Origin of the sequence: Flavobacterium sp. (assembly GCF_025352015.1) — a bacterium.
Lineage (GTDB): Bacteria > Bacteroidota > Bacteroidia > Flavobacteriales > Flavobacteriaceae > Flavobacterium.
In genome coordinates this window covers 40,574-56,360 of record NZ_JANXUG010000074.1, presented here as the reverse complement: position 1 = coordinate 56,360, position 15,787 = coordinate 40,574, and the positions used below count along the sequence as shown (strand labels likewise).

18 protein-coding genes are annotated in these 15,787 nt (G+C 32.8%); 3 read left to right on the top strand and 15 right to left on the bottom strand.

Annotated features, from left to right (window positions below; genetic code table 11):
• Positions 1-22: 22 nt before the first annotated feature.
• The 8 genes from Q0Q96_RS07445 to Q0Q96_RS07410 form a co-directional block, all read right to left on the bottom strand.
• The gene (locus tag Q0Q96_RS07445; protein ID WP_293873108.1) at positions 23-523 is read right to left on the bottom strand and encodes a DUF5683 domain-containing protein; all 501 of its coding nucleotides are present in this window, start codon (positions 521-523) and stop codon (positions 23-25) included.
• Positions 524-582: 59 nt separating this feature from the next.
• Positions 583-1,479 (bottom strand): ParB/RepB/Spo0J family partition protein, encoded by an 897-nt coding sequence (locus Q0Q96_RS07440; protein ID WP_293873106.1) that lies wholly within the window; start codon positions 1,477-1,479, stop codon positions 583-585.
• Positions 1,480-1,482: 3 nt separating this feature from the next.
• Complete coding sequence (locus Q0Q96_RS07435; protein ID WP_293873112.1) at positions 1,483-2,253, bottom strand: AAA family ATPase; 771 nt, start codon at positions 2,251-2,253, stop codon at positions 1,483-1,485.
• A gap of 367 nt (positions 2,254-2,620) precedes the next feature.
• A complete protein-coding gene (locus tag Q0Q96_RS07430) occupies positions 2,621-3,502 on the bottom strand; it encodes an SDR family oxidoreductase (protein WP_293873104.1) in 882 nt (293 codons plus the stop codon).
• 32 nt (positions 3,503-3,534) lie between these two features.
• Positions 3,535-4,662: a methionine aminotransferase gene (locus tag Q0Q96_RS07425; RefSeq protein WP_293873102.1), complete on the bottom strand. Its 1,128-nt coding sequence runs from the start codon at positions 4,660-4,662 to the stop codon at positions 3,535-3,537.
• Positions 4,663-4,931: 269 nt separating this feature from the next.
• Positions 4,932-5,498 carry a YceI family protein gene (locus tag Q0Q96_RS07420; protein ID WP_293873100.1) on the bottom strand — a complete coding sequence of 189 codons (567 nt, stop codon included), beginning with the start codon at positions 5,496-5,498 and terminating at the stop codon, positions 4,932-4,934.
• A 21-nt stretch (positions 5,499-5,519) separates the two neighbouring features.
• Positions 5,520-6,152, bottom strand: coding sequence for an NAD(P)H-dependent oxidoreductase (locus tag Q0Q96_RS07415; RefSeq protein WP_293873099.1), 633 nt, complete (start codon positions 6,150-6,152; stop codon positions 5,520-5,522).
• Between the two features lie 9 nt (positions 6,153-6,161).
• Positions 6,162-6,620, bottom strand: coding sequence for a MarR family transcriptional regulator (locus Q0Q96_RS07410; protein WP_293873097.1), 459 nt, complete (start codon positions 6,618-6,620; stop codon positions 6,162-6,164).
• Positions 6,621-6,784: 164 nt separating this feature from the next.
• Between Q0Q96_RS07410 and Q0Q96_RS07405 the strand changes: the two genes are divergently transcribed.
• Genes Q0Q96_RS07405 through Q0Q96_RS07395 form a run of 3 tightly spaced genes read left to right on the top strand, consistent with a single transcriptional unit; the run spans position 6,785 to position 9,127 of the window.
• Entirely contained in the window at positions 6,785-7,102 is a 318-nt protein-coding gene (locus Q0Q96_RS07405) for a rhodanese-like domain-containing protein (RefSeq protein ID WP_293873095.1), read from the top strand.
• 57 nt (positions 7,103-7,159) lie between these two features.
• Positions 7,160-8,464 (top strand): NAD(P)/FAD-dependent oxidoreductase, encoded by a 1,305-nt coding sequence (locus Q0Q96_RS07400; RefSeq protein ID WP_293873093.1) that lies wholly within the window; start codon positions 7,160-7,162, stop codon positions 8,462-8,464.
• Positions 8,465-8,467: 3 nt separating this feature from the next.
• Entirely contained in the window at positions 8,468-9,127 is a 660-nt protein-coding gene (locus Q0Q96_RS07395; protein WP_293873091.1) for a M15 family metallopeptidase, read from the top strand.
• Here Q0Q96_RS07395 and Q0Q96_RS07390 read toward each other — a convergent pair.
• The 7 genes from Q0Q96_RS07390 to tsaD all read right to left on the bottom strand — a co-directional run bounded on the left by Q0Q96_RS07390 (position 9,124) and on the right by tsaD (position 15,644).
• Positions 9,124-9,693, bottom strand: coding sequence for a hypothetical protein (locus tag Q0Q96_RS07390; RefSeq protein ID WP_293873089.1), 570 nt, complete (start codon positions 9,691-9,693; stop codon positions 9,124-9,126). The two genes, Q0Q96_RS07395 and Q0Q96_RS07390, sit on opposite strands and share 4 nt — an antisense overlap.
• A gap of 3 nt (positions 9,694-9,696) precedes the next feature.
• Entirely contained in the window at positions 9,697-10,881 is a 1,185-nt protein-coding gene (locus tag Q0Q96_RS07385; protein WP_293873110.1) for a class I SAM-dependent methyltransferase, read from the bottom strand.
• 81 nt (positions 10,882-10,962) lie between these two features.
• The gene (locus Q0Q96_RS07380; protein ID WP_293873087.1) at positions 10,963-11,919 is read right to left on the bottom strand and encodes a zinc metalloprotease; all 957 of its coding nucleotides are present in this window, start codon (positions 11,917-11,919) and stop codon (positions 10,963-10,965) included.
• Between the two features lie 162 nt (positions 11,920-12,081).
• Positions 12,082-12,720, bottom strand: coding sequence for a DUF4159 domain-containing protein (locus Q0Q96_RS07375; RefSeq protein ID WP_293873085.1), 639 nt, complete (start codon positions 12,718-12,720; stop codon positions 12,082-12,084).
• Positions 12,717-13,910, bottom strand: coding sequence for a thioredoxin family protein (locus Q0Q96_RS07370; protein ID WP_293873083.1), 1,194 nt, complete (start codon positions 13,908-13,910; stop codon positions 12,717-12,719). Before Q0Q96_RS07370 ends, Q0Q96_RS07375 begins: the two co-directional genes overlap by 4 nt.
• Positions 13,903-14,619 (bottom strand): 16S rRNA (uracil(1498)-N(3))-methyltransferase, encoded by a 717-nt coding sequence (locus tag Q0Q96_RS07365; RefSeq protein ID WP_293873081.1) that lies wholly within the window; start codon positions 14,617-14,619, stop codon positions 13,903-13,905. The genes Q0Q96_RS07370 and Q0Q96_RS07365 overlap by 8 nt, the downstream gene beginning before the upstream one ends.
• Before the next feature lie 2 nt (positions 14,620-14,621).
• Complete coding sequence (tsaD, locus tag Q0Q96_RS07360; protein WP_293873079.1) at positions 14,622-15,644, bottom strand: tRNA (adenosine(37)-N6)-threonylcarbamoyltransferase complex transferase subunit TsaD; 1,023 nt, start codon at positions 15,642-15,644, stop codon at positions 14,622-14,624.
• Positions 15,645-15,787 lie beyond the last annotated feature (143 nt).

Here is a 15,787-nt window from a genome sequence, read left to right as displayed (position 1 = left end):
ATCCCAACAAAGCTATTTTCATTTAGAATTTGTAATTAAAAGTGAATCCCACATTGGGTTTGTAATCCATTTGATTAAGATACATTTCAGGTTTTAAAGACAATTTATCATTTACGTTAAACTGCGTAAAATGGGCATCTATATTGGCTTCCACTATATTTAAAACATAAAATACAACGCAAACCAATAAAGATAGATCTCTATTACGCTGGTAAAATCGTTGCGCCGCTATTAATCGGGCATTGTCAAGATATTGAAATTCATCGTCACTAAAACCTTCCAATCTTCGCTTGTAGGCATCGCGATAGTTATGGTATTTTTTATTATTGGTAATATAAAAGTACAGACTGGTGGCTATGGCGCCATAAACAATAGGGATTTTCCAATATTTTTTATTGTAAGCTTGCCCCAAACCAGGTACTATTGCCGAATAGAAAGCGGCTTTAGATGGTCTTAACGGATCAATTCCTTTAGATTTTATGCTATCTTTTGTTTTGATGGCAGTACCAATTTCTTGCGCCAAGAGATTTTGATTTCCAAATAGAAACAGGAGAACAGCTATTTTATAAATCTTATGCACTATTATTTTATTAATTTTATAATGCGGTTAAAATCTTCTTCAGAATGGAAGGGTATAGAGATTTTACCTTTACCATTTCCAATAATTTTCACGTCTATTTTTGAACCAAAAAAATTCACAAGTTCCTTCTTTTGTTCATCGTGTATAGTAAATGTTACTGTTTTTTTTGCCTTGGCTGTAGGGGGTTTAATACTATTTTGATAATTTTTGACCAATGCTTCTGTTTCACGAACGGAAAGGTTTTGACTTACAATTTTCTGATAAATATCGGTTTGAATGTCTTGGTTCTCAATGTTGATAATTGAACGACCATGTCCCATACTAATGAAACCGTCGCGGATTCCGGTTTGAATGATAGGATCTAATTTTAAGAGACGCAAATAATTGGCAATCGTAGACCGTTTTTTTCCCACGCGCTCACTCATTTGTTCTTGTGTCAACTGAATTTCGTCAATCAATCTCTGATAAGAAAGAGCAATTTCTATGGGGTCTAAATCGTGACGTTGAATATTTTCTACTAAAGCCATGATCAATGACTCGTTGTCGTTGGCAATTCGGATGTAAGCAGGAATGGTGGTAAGGCCCACTAATTTTGATGCACGCAAACGTCTTTCTCCCGAAATTAATTGGTAGTTATTGTAATCTAATTTGCGAACGGTAATCGGTTGAATAAGTCCTAATTCCTTAATGGATGAAGCCAATTCCTGAAGCCCATCTTCATTAAAATTACTTCTAGGCTGAAACGGATTAATCGTAATGGCATTTATGTCCAATTCGATGATATTGCCAACTACTTTATCTGCATTTTTATCATTAACCGATCTAATATCATTGTCAGGATCTTTCAACAAAGCCGATAATCCTCTCCCCAACGCTTGTTTCTTTATAGCTTTTGCCATGGCTTATTTGCTGTTTTTCTTGATAATTTCTTGTGCCAAACTTAAATAGTTTGTAGCACCTCTACTAGTAGCGTCAAAGTTAATAATACTTTCGCCAAAACTTGGTGCTTCGCTTAATTTTACGTTGCGCTGGATAATGGTTTTAAAAACCATGTCACTAAAATGTTTTTGCACTTCTTCGACCACCTGATTCGACAAACGCAAACGCGAATCGAACATCGTTAACAAAAGCCCTTCAATATCCAAATCGGGATTATGAATTTTTTGAACACTTTTAATTGTGTTTAGCAATTTTCCTAAACCTTCCAAAGCAAAATATTCGCATTGAATTGGAATCACAACACTATCAGCAGCGGTCAACGCATTTAAAGTTAGCAATCCTAATGAGGGAGCACAGTCAATTATAATATAATCGTAATCATCTTTTATACTTTCCAACGCTTGTTTGAGCATGTACTCGCGGTTTTCTTTGTCGACCAATTCGATTTCAATAGCAACCAAATCAATGTGCGACGGAATTATCCAAACATTTGGGGCGCTACAAGCAATTATAGCTTCTTGCGGAGTATTGCTATGTTCCAAAATTTGATAGGTTCCAATACTGATGCTTTCTATATCAATGCCCAAACCAGAACTGGCGTTGGCTTGCGGATCTGCATCAATTAAAAGCACTTTTTTTTCTAAAACACCCAGTGATGCTGCAAGATTTACAGAAGTTGTTGTTTTTCCAACACCACCTTTTTGATTGGCAATAGCAATGAATTTACCATGTATTCTTTGTAGATTTTGAGTGGTAAAAATACAATTATTTACGGCTTTGCCAAGTGATTTTTGTTAACATTGTTGTAAAGTCCTGAGAGAGAGGAAAGAAGAAAGAGAAAAGAAAAAAGATTTAAAATTTTGAGGATTTGAAATCAATATTATTATCAAAAAGGCTTATTTTTTAATGTATACCTAACAATAAACAATAAAAAGCAAAGAATTGCAGGTAATACAATTAGTAAAACAATTCCTGTCGATTTTAAAGTTATATATTTTGATAACGTTTCTTTAAAATACCTTTTGTAACAAAGATTAAAAACACAATATCTAATAAGTAAAATAGTTAAATTATATATTCTATTTTTCTATAATCCATATTCTATTTACTTCCCTTATTCTTAATCATTGCCTCTAACATATCCCACATTTCCTGTGGTATTTTTTCAAGCATATTAAATTGTCCCGCGCCTTGTAACCATTCGCCGCCATCAATAACGATTACTTCTCCGTTGATATAAGCCGAAAAATCGGAAACCAAATAGGCGGCTAAATTGGCCAATTCCTGATGATCACCCACACGCTTTAAAGGCACTTTTTTTGCCATATCAAACTTTTCGGCTAAATCTCCTGGAAGTAATCTGTCCCAAGCACCTTTGGTTGGAAATGGTCCCGGAGCAATGGCGTTCATTCTGATTCCGTATTTTGCCCATTCTACAGCTAAACTTCTCGTCATAGCAAGCACTCCCGCTTTGGCGGTTGCGCTTGGTACGACATAGCCTGAACCCGTCCATGCATAAGTGGTTACAATATTCAGGACGTTGCAATTGGTTTGTTTTTCGGCAATCCAATGTTTTCCGAAAGCAAGCGTGCAGTTTTTAGAACCTTTTAAAACAATGTCAATTATGGTATCAAAGGCATTGACAGATAATCTTTCGGTTGGTGAGATGAAGTTTCCGGCTGCATTATTTAGTAAAACATCTACTTTACCAAAAGTTTTTATTACTGCTGCAAGCATGGCTTCGACTTGGTCATAATGGCGCACGTCGCATTGTATTGGTAAGCACTTTCCAGAAGTTGTTTTTTCTAATTCGGTTGCTGTATTTTTTAACTTTTCTAAATCGCGAGAAGTAATGGCGACTTTAGCACCTAATTCCATGAAATATTGAGTCATGGCTTTGCCTAATCCGCTTCCGCCGCCGGTCACTACGATTACTTTATCGGATAAAGCATTGTCACGAAGCATTTTTGCTGAAAAATTCATAAGGTTTAATTTTTAGTAAATATATATTTTAATTATAATTTTTGCAATCTCTCTGCAGCTTGTATCAAAGTCTGATCATCTTTCGCAAAACAAAAACGGATGCATTTAGTATCTTTTCCATTAGCATAAAAAGTTGAGATGGGAATGGTTGCTACTCCAAATTCGATTACCAATCTTTTTGTAAAATCTAAATCATTTTCGTCAGAAATAGCGGCATAAGAGGCAACCTGAAAGTAAGTGCCTTCGCAAGGTAAAAGTTGTAGTTTAGTGTCTTTGAGTAAATTTCTGAAGAAATCTCTTTTTTGTTCGTAAAAACATCTTAAACTCTTCACATCAACACTATCTAAATACTCGGAAATGGCTATTTGCGAAATACTATTGACACTAAAAACCATGAATTGATGCACTTTTTTGATTTCTTTCATCAAATGTTCTGGAGCAATAGCGTATCCAATTTTCCATCCTGTAATGTGAAATGATTTTCCAAAAGAAGAAATGCTTATGCTTTTATTCCAAAGTTTTGGTCGATGATGAACAGAAATGTGAGCCTGTTCAAAGGTGATGTATTCATACACTTCATCTGAAAGAATAAGCAGGTTAGGGTAGGAGTCTACTAATTTTTCTAGTTGAAAAAAATCAGTTGAAGTCCATGTTTTTCCAGTTGGATTATGCGGATTATTGATGATGATGAGTTTGGTAGTATCGTTTGTAACTATATTGATGGTTTCCCAATTTGGGGTGAAATCATCGTTGAGTAAAACTCGGATTGGCTTGGCACCAATTAACAATATGGGCGCCTCATAACAATCATAACTTGGGTCCAAAATAATAACTTCTTCATTGGCATTCACCAGAGCTTCTAGGGTGGCAAATATTCCTTGTGTAGCACCAGCAGTAATCAATATTTCGTCCTTTGGATTAACTTTTCGTTTATAAGACTGTAGTATTAGTTCAGCAATCTTCTCTAAAAGTGGCTGATAGCCGCTCATGGGCGTATACTGATGTACGTTTTGTGACGCTAACTTAATTAGTATATTAGTTAATCTTATGTCAACTGAAAAATTTGGGAACCCTTGCGAAAGGTTGATGGCGCTGTAATCAATTGCCATTTGTGACATAATGGTAAAAATACTTGTTTTTATATGAGGTAGTTTTGACATTTACTTTTTTTGAAACCTAAAAGTACAAAAAAAGCACTTCCAAACGGGAGTGCTTTTCAACATAAAATTATGGTAGTATTATTTTTTGTTAGTTTTTGGCATATCAGAGGCAACTATATCTCGGATACAAACATATTTTCGTTTTTCTTGATAAGAATACAAATTATAATTCTTGTTGTAGAAATCGAATCTAATCACAAAGGCAAAAAAATAATAAAAAAAACCTCGAAAAGTTTATTTTCGAGGTTTTGTGTTTTTTTAAAACAAGATTAATACTGTAGCGTCACAGTTAAAGTAAAATCATCGTAAATCGCTTTGTCACCAATGCTTTCAAAGAAATTTTTTGAATTGTATTTAATACCATATTTTGTTCTATCGATAGTTACAGCTGTTGTTGCGGTATTTCCTTTTGCATTCAAATCAAAAGTTACTGGATTTGTAATTCCTTTGATGGTTAAGTCACCAGTTACAGTATAAACCCCGTTTGGTTTTGCAGTAATTTTTTTAAACACTAAAGTTGAAGTCGGATACTTTTCTGTACCAAAAAAATCTTCTGATTTCAAATGACCATTTAGTTTTCCTTTCCAATCCCCTGTTAAATCTGTAGAAGTCAGCGAAGTCATATCAACAGTGAAATTTCCACCAGCTACTTTTCCGTCCTTAAAAATTAAATTTCCGTCTTTTAAATTTACAGTTCCAGTGTGTTCTCCAGTTACTTTTTTACCAACCCACGTAATGGTACTTTTTTGAGCATCAATTTTTTTTGATTGTGACATTCCAGCTGTAGTTCCTAAAATTACTACTAATGCAATTGCGATTTTTTTTAAATTTTTCATTGTTTTTCTTTTAAGTATTGATTATAAATTTATAAATAATTCTTCGTTTGATTTACGTACTTTAACATAATGTTGGGTTGCGTCTTCTTCATGGCGGTACCCAATGGTTGCAATCACAACCGCATTAAGACCTAATTTGTCTAAACCTAATATTTCATTTACTTGCTCTGGTATAAATCCTTCCATTGGAGTTACATCTATATGCAATTCGGCAGCACTGTTCAATAAATTGCCTAGAGCCAAATACGTTTGTTTGGCAGTCCAAATATTTCTAGCATCTTCAGGTAAGCTTGTTACTTTTGATTTCATAAAATCAATATATCCTTGAACTGATTCTAGTGGAATTCTTCTAGTTTCGATTAGATTTTGAAAATACGAATCGATTTCAGTTTCGCCAATGTTGGTAATATTAGCAAAAATAATTACTTGCGATGCGTCAACAATTTGCGATTGTCCCCATGCTGCGGGTTGTAATTTTGCTCTTAATTCTGAATTTTCAACAAAAATTACTTTGTACGGTTGTAAACCATAAGAAGAAGCGCTTAATTTGATAGCTTCTTTTAAAGTTTCTAAATCTTCTTTGGATACTTTTTTTGATGTATCAAATTTTTTTGTTGCGTAACGCCAATTAGCGTTTTTAATAAAGTTGCTCATAGTTAAGTGTTAAATTATTGTTCTATATTTTTCTAATAAGATATTCAGTTGCTGTAGTTCTTCAGCAGATAAATTATTTGCAAAAAGTTGTTCGTGAGCTATCACAACTGGATCTAATTCAGTCAAAACGGCTAATCCTTTTTCTGTAATCAAAATTTCAATTTTTCGACGGTTATTGGGACAAACTTCGCGTGTTACATACTCTTTCAATAACAATTTATCAATCAATCTAGTGGTGTTGCTGCTTTTGGACAACATGCGTTCTTGAATAATGCACATGTTTGCTGGATACCCTTTTTGTCCGCGTAAAATTCTTAAAACGTTATATTGTTCTCTCGAAACATCGTAAGGCTTTAAAATTTCATTAAACTTATCTACTATAACATTTTGGGTATAAGAAAAATTTAAAATAACTTTTTTAGCAGCGTCCAAGGTAACTGTTGATTTTATGAGATCTTCGATTTTCATTAATGTTTGTACAAAATTTGTAGATACAAATGTAAAAATATTTATTGTTGTACGTACAAATGTTGTGTTATTTTTTTGTTAATATTTATTTTAGATGTTAAGAGAATGTATTTCGCTTTATTCTTTATTTTAAAATAAATACATTAGCTGATTAAAAAAAAAATATGGATTTATCACAGCAAGATTGGAAAAAACAGTTGGACAGAGACCAAAATGCGGTTATTCTTGATGTTAGAACATCAGATGAATGTAGCGACGGAATTATTCCACAAGCTATTTTTAATGACATTTATAAAGGTCAACTATTCATAGATAAATTAAATGAGTTAGATATTTCCAAAAATTATTATGTTTATTGTAAAGCAGGAGCAAGGAGCGCACAAGCATGTGTTATTATGAATCAAATGGGTTTTGAAAATACTTATAATCTCGTTGGTGGTTTTATGAAATGGATAGGAGATGTGGCTTTTATGGAGGATTAATAATTGTTATGAAGTAATGCTTCGTAACTTTGTAAATCAATACCTAGAAGTTCCAAAATGAATATTCCAAATAGCACTCAAAAAAGAGTTATAATCATCGGTGGTGGATTTGCAGGCATTGCTTTAGCCAAAAAACTTAAAAACAAAAATCTTCAAGTAGTTTTGCTTGATAAACACAATTATCATACGTTTCAACCCTTGTTGTATCAGGTCGCAACAGGGGGATTAGAAGCCGGATCGATTGCGTATCCTATTAGAAAAGTCATTCAAGAATATCCCAATTTTTATTTCCGAATGACATCAGTAAAAGAAATTGATACGCCAAATCAAAAAATTATTTCTGAAATTGGAGATTTGCATTATGATTTCTTGGTCATTGCCACAGGTTCTAAAACCAATTATTTTGGTAATAAAGAAATTGAGCGCAACGCAATGTCGATGAAAACTATTCCGCAATCGCTTAATATTCGTAGTTTAATTTTAGAAAACTTTGAGCAAGCTGTCTTAATTAAAGATGAAACCGAAAGAAATGCTTTAATGAATTTTGTCCTTGTGGGAGCAGGACCTACAGGAGTTGAACTCGCAGGTGCTTTGGCAGAAATGAAAAAAGTTATTCTTCAAAAAGATTATCCAGATTTAGATATTTCTAAAATGCAAATTAATTTGGTGCAAAGCAACGATCGGGTTTTGAATACCATGAGTAAAAAATCTTCAAAAGAGGCGGAAGAATTTCTATTAAATTTAGGAGTTAAGATTTGGAAAAACATTCGAGTTACCAACTACGACGGAAGGATAATCACCACAAACACCAGTTTAAATTTTGATTCTGCCACCGTTATTTGGACTGCGGGAGTTCAGGGGGCTAAAATTAATGGATTGGATGCTAAATCGTTAGTAGAAAAAGTGGACAGAATTCGGGTCAATCAATACAACCAAGTAGTTAGTTATAACAATCTGTTTGCTATTGGCGATATTGCTTCTATGGAAACTCCAGATTATCCGCAAGGACATCCGATGATGGCACAACCAGCACTGCAACAAGGAAAATTATTGGGCGAAAATTTAATCCGTTTAATTCATAAACAAAAAATGACTCCTTTTGAATATAATGATAAAGGTTCCATGGCCACTATAGGTCGAAACTTGGCGGTTGTCGATTTACCACACTACCACTTTAGTGGCGTTTTTGCTTGGTTTGTTTGGATGTTTGTGCATTTGTTTTCACTTATTGGCTTCAAAAATAAAGCAGTAGTTTTCCTTAATTGGGTTTACAATTACATTTGGTTTGATCGCGAAGGACGCCTAATCATTAGACCTTATAAAAAGAAAAGCTTTACTACTTTTACTAGTGATGAGATTTAAAGTATGAAAAAAGTAATTTGTTTATTGCTAATTAGTTTACTGTTTTCCTGCAAAGCAACTTACATTGATTCGAAGAAATCTTCGGTTTTATTGGATATAACAAAAGAAGTAGATAGTAATGCTTTTGTTAATTTAAGGAATTACAGTCGCGATTTTGTGTTTGACATGAAATATGCAACTACCGATAATTTTCTAAAAGAAAAAGTATATCCTTGTGATGAATGTTTTCTTCGAGTGAAAACCGTAAAAGCCTTATTAGTTGCTAATAAATCGTTTTTAGAAAATGGTTTTAGAATAAAAATCTACGATTGTTATCGTCCGAAATCCATTCAGAAAAAAATGTGGAAAATTGTTCCAGATGCTAATTTTGTTGCTAATCCCAAAAAAGGTTCTATTCACAATCGGGGTGGCGCTGTAGATATTTCACTTGTCGATTCGATTGGAATAGAAGTAAATATGGGAACCAAATTTGATTTCTTTGGTGAAGAAGCCAGTCATAATTATCAAAACCTTTCACCAGAAATACTTTCCAAAAGAAAATTTTTAAAAGAAATAATGCTTCAGAACAATTTTAAATCTTTTGATTCCGAATGGTGGCATTACAATTTGAAAGGAAGTAGCAAAGATAAAGTTGAAAATTTAAAGTGGCATTGTTTGGATTAATTTTCGATGCACTTCAAATAATCAATAAAGTAATTTTCGGGCTGATATACTTTTTTATCCAAATCAGAAATTAAGCTTGTTTTGAAAGGAAAATCTATGGTTTCACCGGAATATTTGACTCTCATAAAGGTTACAGGCGACTCCTTTAACGAGTCATAATTTTCTTTTGAAAATACGAACGAACCACTCATAACGCGACTATTAATATCTTTATCGTTTCGTAATAATGTACCACAAGTTTCGTTTCCGGCGTAAAGTAAGGTTACAATTTTTCCATTATTCAACTGCAAATAAATTCTTGAATTCGAATCAAAACAATTGGCTTTGATAAAATTTGAACTTCGTTGCAAAATTTGGGTTTCTAGACCTAAAACTCCATTGTTTTTGGACAAAGCAAAAAAGAAATTTGTAGAATTTCCAGCAAAACTTCTCTCAAAAATAATAGATTGTTTCAAAAGTTTATATGTCCCTAAACTGTCGGTTATATTGGTGTCAATTTCACAAGGTTTTTGAGCATAGAGACTTAAATTTAATAACAGGAATAAGGATAATATGTAATTTTTCATTGGTTATTTTAATTTGTTGCAAAGTAAAACTATTTTATCATTATTCATATCGGTTGTAAAAAAACAAAATAAATCGCCACCATCTTTAATTGCCCATTTATTTCTAATATAATCTACAGTTTCAGGAAAGTTTCGAGTAGTAATATTTGCTTTTTCTCCTTTAAAAATTGACTTCATATTTTGCTTATTATAGTCCAATTTTTTTAGAATTTCGAAAATTCTTCCAGGAAAATCAATTAAGTTTTTCGAAGTATATAAATGCGAATGTTGGTGTAGTTTTTTAACCTCAAATTGCGTTGTTATTTCTTTAAAACCAGCCGCTTTCATAATAGCAGCATTAGGTTCATAAAGATATTTTTCGGGTAATGAATGCTCGTCTAAAACAGTATTTGAACTTAAATAAAATGAAAAATATTCGCTATTGTTTTTCAATAGATTAACAGCAATTATAGTAATTGATTGATTATAACTTTTTTGTAAAACCCAGAGCAATTCCTTAACTTCATTTTCGAGTGCAACAACGTGAATGGAAGATACATTTTTTAACTCTGATAAACCTGCTGTTATATCAAGAATGGGTGCTGTTTTAATCATTATTTTGTCAGAAAAATTAAAATAAAAATCTAATAATTCTGGGACATTTGGCGAACAATCGTTGAGCATAAAAACCTTACCTTTTGATTCATTTCGTCTGGAAGGATCAATATAAATCCAATCGAATTTTTGATTTAATTTTTTGATAATGTCTGCACTATCGCCAGTCAAGCATTGAATATTTTTTACATGTAATTGCTCATAATTATAAGCTACGATTTGCGATAGTTCGGGGTTGATTTCGCAATGGATTACCTGTTGTATTCTCTGTGCAAAATAATAATCATCTACACCAAGACCTCCAGTCATATCAATCAGTGTAGAGCCCGAGACCAGTTTAGACTTGTAGTCTGCAGTTTTTTCGGAGGAAGTTTGTTCTACAGAAACTTTAGAAGGATAAATGATGTTTTTGGTGTTAAACCACGTAGGGAGTTTGGTTAAGGCTTTTTGTTTTGCTGTAATTTGGTTTAAAATTGCTATCCAATCTTGGTTAGAAAACTTGTTTTTTTGTAAAGCCAATTTGGTTACATCAACAGTGAGATTTTGTGAAATTAAATCCTGAATTTCTCTGGCTAATAAGGATTCTCTTTGCATCATAAAATTTTATTTGATAACAACAAGTATAAAAAAAACTCGCCACAAGTAGCGAGTTTCGATAAAAAATATTTTATACAATTATGGCTGTGCAAAAGAAAATCTTGGACCTCCAGAAATAAAGATGGCACTAATTCTTGATTTTTGTCCTAAAGAAAACATATACATTCCTCTATCATCAGTATAATCCATATAATTCATGGTCATTTCAACAGGTGTTCCTGTACAAGTACTGTAATGCGGGTACGTTGGTACGCCAAAGTTTGCTGAATCGTGATTTGGTGTATCTGCAACCAAATCATCGCCACAAGTTGCATCACCCCAAATGTGACGCAAGTTTAACCAGTGACCTACTTCGTGAGTAGCAGTTCTGCCTAAATTGTAAGGATAACTCAAACTTGAATTGCTGGTAACTCCAAAATATAATGGGTCAATAACGACACCATCGGTGGTTAATGAACCTCCTGGAAATTGCGCATAGCCTAATATTCCGCCACCAATTGTTCCTACCCAAAGATTTAACTTTGTTGATGCACTAGTTGGATTTAAGCCTCCAGATTTAACTTTTTTAATCGCATCTCTTGTTCCCCAAGAAGTTTTTGTTGTTGCCTTTCTAATTACTTGATCTAAAACAAACGAAATCCCTATATTGGCTTTAACCCCCGAAAACAATGCGGGAACCTGATTATAGTCAGTATTTAGAGCATTGTAATCTTTATTTAAAACATCAATTTGTGATTGTATTTGGGTTAAAGAAATATTTTCTGCAGCCGTTCTATACAAAACATTGACCACTACGGGTATCTCAATTTTGCCATTTACAAGACGATTTTGATGTAGCATAGCATTTTCAGTAAACGCTTCTATTTGATTCATTCTGACAGCTAACTCGGGATTTTCTAAAAGTTGTCTTTGCAAAACTTCTTGAGAAGCACATGTTCTTTGAAAAGTTTTTTGTTGGATGTTACTTGTGTTATCTTCTTTTTGACACGAAAATAAAACTAGCATAAATGCTAATACTAGACAGATTTTTTTCATTTTATTGTATTTTTTAGTTAATAGGTTATAACAATTTTAATAAAAATTACAATACATTACATAAAAAGGAATATTACTTTTCAACAAATCGATGAACAACATCCATTTTGATGATTATTTAAAGTTAACGATTAAAAAAGTGAAGATAAAAACTATGCGAAATTAGTTGTTAAAAACATAGTTCAAAATATTAGCACCCATTTTAAGGGCTTTTTCGCGAACCTCTTTCGGATCGTTGTGCACTTCTGGGTCTTCCCAACCATCGCCCAAATCGCATTCATAAGTAAACATAAAAACCAAGCGGTTGTCAATGAAAATGCCAAAAGCTTGTGCTCTTTTACCATCGTGTTCATGTATTTTTGGTAAACCAGTAGCAAACAAATTTGGTTTTTGAAAAATAGGATGATTAGCAGGAATTTCAACCAGGTCATTATTTGGAAAAATTCGCTTTATTTCTCGCCGAATGTATTGATTCAAACCATAATTATCATCGGCATGAAGAAAACCACCAGAAAGCATGTAGTTCCTTAAATTAACAATTTCGGCATCACTAAAAACTACGTTGCCATGTCCTGTCATGTGTACAAAAGGATAAGCAAAAATGTCTGGACTTCCGGGTTCAACAGTAGCTGGCTTTGATTTTATGTTGGTGTTAATGGTTTGATTAGCATATTTTATCAAATTGGGCAACGAGGTCGGATTGGCATACCAATCACCGCCACCATTGTATTTTAACAAAGCAATTTCTTGGGAATGAACCAAATTTGAAGTTATAAATAGAAATAATATTATTTTTTTCATTTGATGTGTTTTTTGGTTTCTTCTAAAAGCAAATCGAATTGATCACTTTTAAATTTTAAATTAGTAGCAAAAATTTTTCCTTTTTGAGCAAATTCTTGGGCTTGTTTATAGTCTTTTACCTTTGTAAATAATTGAGACATTAAAACGTATTTATCTATTGATTCTCCCTTACTCAACAAATATTTTCCCCAATTTATGGCTTGTAATAAACCATTTTTGTCATTTATGTCATGAAGATAAGTATTACAAATATCGTAAAGTAAAACAGTATCATTCCATGAAAATTTCTCCACATTATCTGATGTAATTTTTTGATATTTTTTCCAATTACTAGTGCCTGAAAGAATTTGTATATCAAATCGATACAACAAGGAATCTAATTGCTGCATGTTAAACGATTTGGCAATCAATCTTTTATTATCATAATTGATAGTATCAAGAGCTTCAACTAGAGGTCTTAAGTTTTCGGAAACGGTATAAATTATTTTTTTGTCAACTCTGGTCGGCGATACTACTTTATAAAAAGCCTCTTTGTTTTTGATAACGAATTTGAATTCATCGCAATCAAAATTATTAATTCCATTAGAGAAAACTTTCCAATTGGGCTCTGTAAATCGTTCCGATTCGGTCTTTGTGCTAAAATATTTTTGAGTAATTGATGTTGCATCTAAACCCGCTTTTCTCACTGAAGTGATGTATTTCAAACATTTGTCTGAATTTGACGGATCATTATTGAAAGAATTTTTTAGATAAGGTAACTGATTTTCAGGAAGCAAAACATTATTTCCTTCGGATAGAAAAGCTTCTTTTTTTAACTCTCCAACAGCACAATACAAAAGGTTTTCATTCGAGTCTAAAAAAGCAAATGTTGGAAAACTTCCGACTTTAAAAGTATTCTGAAATTTGGCTTTTAGTTCTTTTCCATAGCTGGAAGTGGCATCAATCAATACACAAACAAAATTTTTTCTATAAAAACTTGTAACGGTACTATCAGTAAAAACCTCATTTTTCATTTTGTTGCAGTGAGGACACCAGGGGGCGTAAAAAAAAATGACCATCGGTTTTTTTTCAACTTTTGATAACGTAAGCGATGTATTATAATTAGTATCAATAAATAAAGTTTGTTTTTGACTAAAAACAGTCGCAGAATGATGGATAAAAAATAAAAGTAAAATAAGTTTTTTAATCATTTTGCGGTTCATTTATAAAAAATACGCTGTGACAGGCTACAATTGCTGCTGTTTCTGTCCTCAAACGTGTGGCACCCAAAGATACAGGAATAAAATTATTTTCAAGGGCTAGTTGGATTTCTTTAACAGAAAAATCTCCTTCAGGACCAATTAAAATTGTAACATCTTGATTGATTTTCAGTTCGTTTTTAAATAATTTTTTTAAGGTTTCTTCGCAGTGTGCAATAAATAATTGTCCTGATTTTTTTGTTTTTAAAAAATCTTTAAAGCTTATCGGTTCGTTTAGTTTAGGTAAATAATATTGTAAGGATTGTTTCATAGCACTTTCCAAAATTTTCTGAAACCTATCGATTTTAATAACTTTTCGCTCGGAATGTTCGCAGATTATTGGAGTTATTTCTTGTATTCCAATTTCTGTTGCCTTTTCCAAAAACCATTCATAGCGTTCATTCATTTTGGTTGGAGCAACAGCAAGATGCACGTTAAATTTAGGTATTTCTTGCTTTTCGGTTTCATTAATTTTAACGGTACATTTAGTATCAGAAGCTAAGATGATTTCAGTTGTAAACAGAAAACCTAATCCATTGGTTACATATAAAATATCACCTTCTTTTTTGCGTAACACTTTAATAATATGCTTGCTTTCATCTTTATCGAAAATAAAAGAAGTAGTCGTTTCGGTTAGGTTTGGATTATAGAATAATTGCATAATCAAAAGGCAATTCGGGCTTTAGAAACCACGTTAGTATCTGAAAATTTATCTTTCAAAAACTTTTGATAACCAACAATACCTATCATTGCGGCATTATCTGTTGTGTATTCAAATTTAGGAATAAACGTTTTCCAACCGTATTTGCTTTCAGCTTCTTTGAGCGTATTTCGAATCCCTGAATTAGCAGAAACGCCACCACCAATAGCAATTTGGGTAATGCCAGTTTCGGCAACAGCCAATTTTAATTTGTCCATCAAAATATCAATGATAATTTGTTGCACCGAAGCACAAATGTCAGCTTTGTTTTCTTCGATAAAGTTTGGGTTTTCAATCATTTTTTTTTGAACAAAATATAAAATTTGTGTTTTAAGTCCTGAAAAGCTAAAGTTTAAATTGGGAACTTTTGGTTTGGTAAAATTATATTTTTTGGGATTACCATTTTTTGCAAATTGATCAATTAATGGACCACCGGGATAAGGTAAACCCAATATTTTTGCAGTTTTATCAAACGCTTCACCTACGGCATCATCAATGGTTTCACCAATGATTGCCATATCAAAAAAATCAATAACCTTTACAATTTGGGTATGACCGCCAGAAATTGTCAAAGCCAAAAACGGAAAAGTAGGTTTGTCAAATCCCTCTTCATCAATAAAATGCGCCAGTATATGCGCTTGCATGTGATTCACCGCTATTAATGGAATTTTCAGAGCCATCGCCATCGATTTGGCAAAAGAGGAACCCACCAAAAGCGAACCCATCAGTCCAGGACCTTGTGTAAAAGCAATCGCTGAAAGTTGATTTTTGGTAATGTTAGCCTTTTTCAAAGCCATATCAATTACGGGAAGTATGTTTTGTTGGTGCGCTCTTGAGGCTAATTCTGGGACAACACCACCGTATTCTTCATGAATATTTTGTCGTGCGACTACATTCGAAAGGACTTTATCATTCACTAAAACAGCAGCTGCTGTATCATCGCATGAACTTTCGATAGCCAATATAAAAACTTCTTTGAGATGCATAATAGGAGCAATTTTTGATTTATATTTGACAATCTATAGAAAAAATCAGCTGTAAAGATTTTTTGCAAAGGTAATTTACTTTGGTAAGCCATTATAATAATTGGAAAAAATTAAAACAAATAGCGGTTTTAAAAAATTTCGAA

What these genes read in the sequence shown, in the direction of transcription:
- Q0Q96_RS07440 (WP_293873106.1), bottom strand. Translation starts at nt 1,479, where the DNA reads ATGGCAAAAGCTATAAAGAAACAAGCGTTGGGGAGAGGATTATCGGCT.
- Q0Q96_RS07430 (WP_293873104.1), bottom strand. Translation starts at nt 3,502, where the DNA reads ATGAATTTTTCAGCAAAAATGCTTCGTGACAATGCTTTATCCGATAAA.
- Q0Q96_RS07425 (WP_293873102.1), bottom strand. Translation starts at nt 4,662, where the DNA reads ATGTCAAAACTACCTCATATAAAAACAAGTATTTTTACCATTATGTCA.
- Q0Q96_RS07420 (WP_293873100.1), bottom strand. Translation starts at nt 5,498, where the DNA reads ATGAAAAATTTAAAAAAAATCGCAATTGCATTAGTAGTAATTTTAGGA.
- Q0Q96_RS07415 (WP_293873099.1), bottom strand. Translation starts at nt 6,152, where the DNA reads ATGAGCAACTTTATTAAAAACGCTAATTGGCGTTACGCAACAAAAAAA.
- Q0Q96_RS07410 (WP_293873097.1), bottom strand. Translation starts at nt 6,620, where the DNA reads ATGAAAATCGAAGATCTCATAAAATCAACAGTTACCTTGGACGCTGCT.
- Q0Q96_RS07405 (WP_293873095.1), top strand. Translation starts at nt 6,785, where the DNA reads ATGGATTTATCACAGCAAGATTGGAAAAAACAGTTGGACAGAGACCAA.
- Q0Q96_RS07400 (WP_293873093.1), top strand. Translation starts at nt 7,160, where the DNA reads ATGAATATTCCAAATAGCACTCAAAAAAGAGTTATAATCATCGGTGGT.
- Q0Q96_RS07395 (WP_293873091.1), top strand. Translation starts at nt 8,468, where the DNA reads ATGAAAAAAGTAATTTGTTTATTGCTAATTAGTTTACTGTTTTCCTGC.
- Q0Q96_RS07390 (WP_293873089.1), bottom strand. Translation starts at nt 9,693, where the DNA reads ATGAAAAATTACATATTATCCTTATTCCTGTTATTAAATTTAAGTCTC.
- Q0Q96_RS07385 (WP_293873110.1), bottom strand. Translation starts at nt 10,881, where the DNA reads ATGCAAAGAGAATCCTTATTAGCCAGAGAAATTCAGGATTTAATTTCA.
- Q0Q96_RS07380 (WP_293873087.1), bottom strand. Translation starts at nt 11,919, where the DNA reads ATGAAAAAAATCTGTCTAGTATTAGCATTTATGCTAGTTTTATTTTCG.
- Q0Q96_RS07375 (WP_293873085.1), bottom strand. Translation starts at nt 12,720, where the DNA reads ATGAAAAAAATAATATTATTTCTATTTATAACTTCAAATTTGGTTCAT.
- Q0Q96_RS07370 (WP_293873083.1), bottom strand. Translation starts at nt 13,910, where the DNA reads ATGATTAAAAAACTTATTTTACTTTTATTTTTTATCCATCATTCTGCG.
- Q0Q96_RS07365 (WP_293873081.1), bottom strand. Translation starts at nt 14,619, where the DNA reads ATGCAATTATTCTATAATCCAAACCTAACCGAAACGACTACTTCTTTT.
- tsaD (WP_293873079.1), bottom strand. Translation starts at nt 15,644, where the DNA reads ATGCATCTCAAAGAAGTTTTTATATTGGCTATCGAAAGTTCATGCGAT.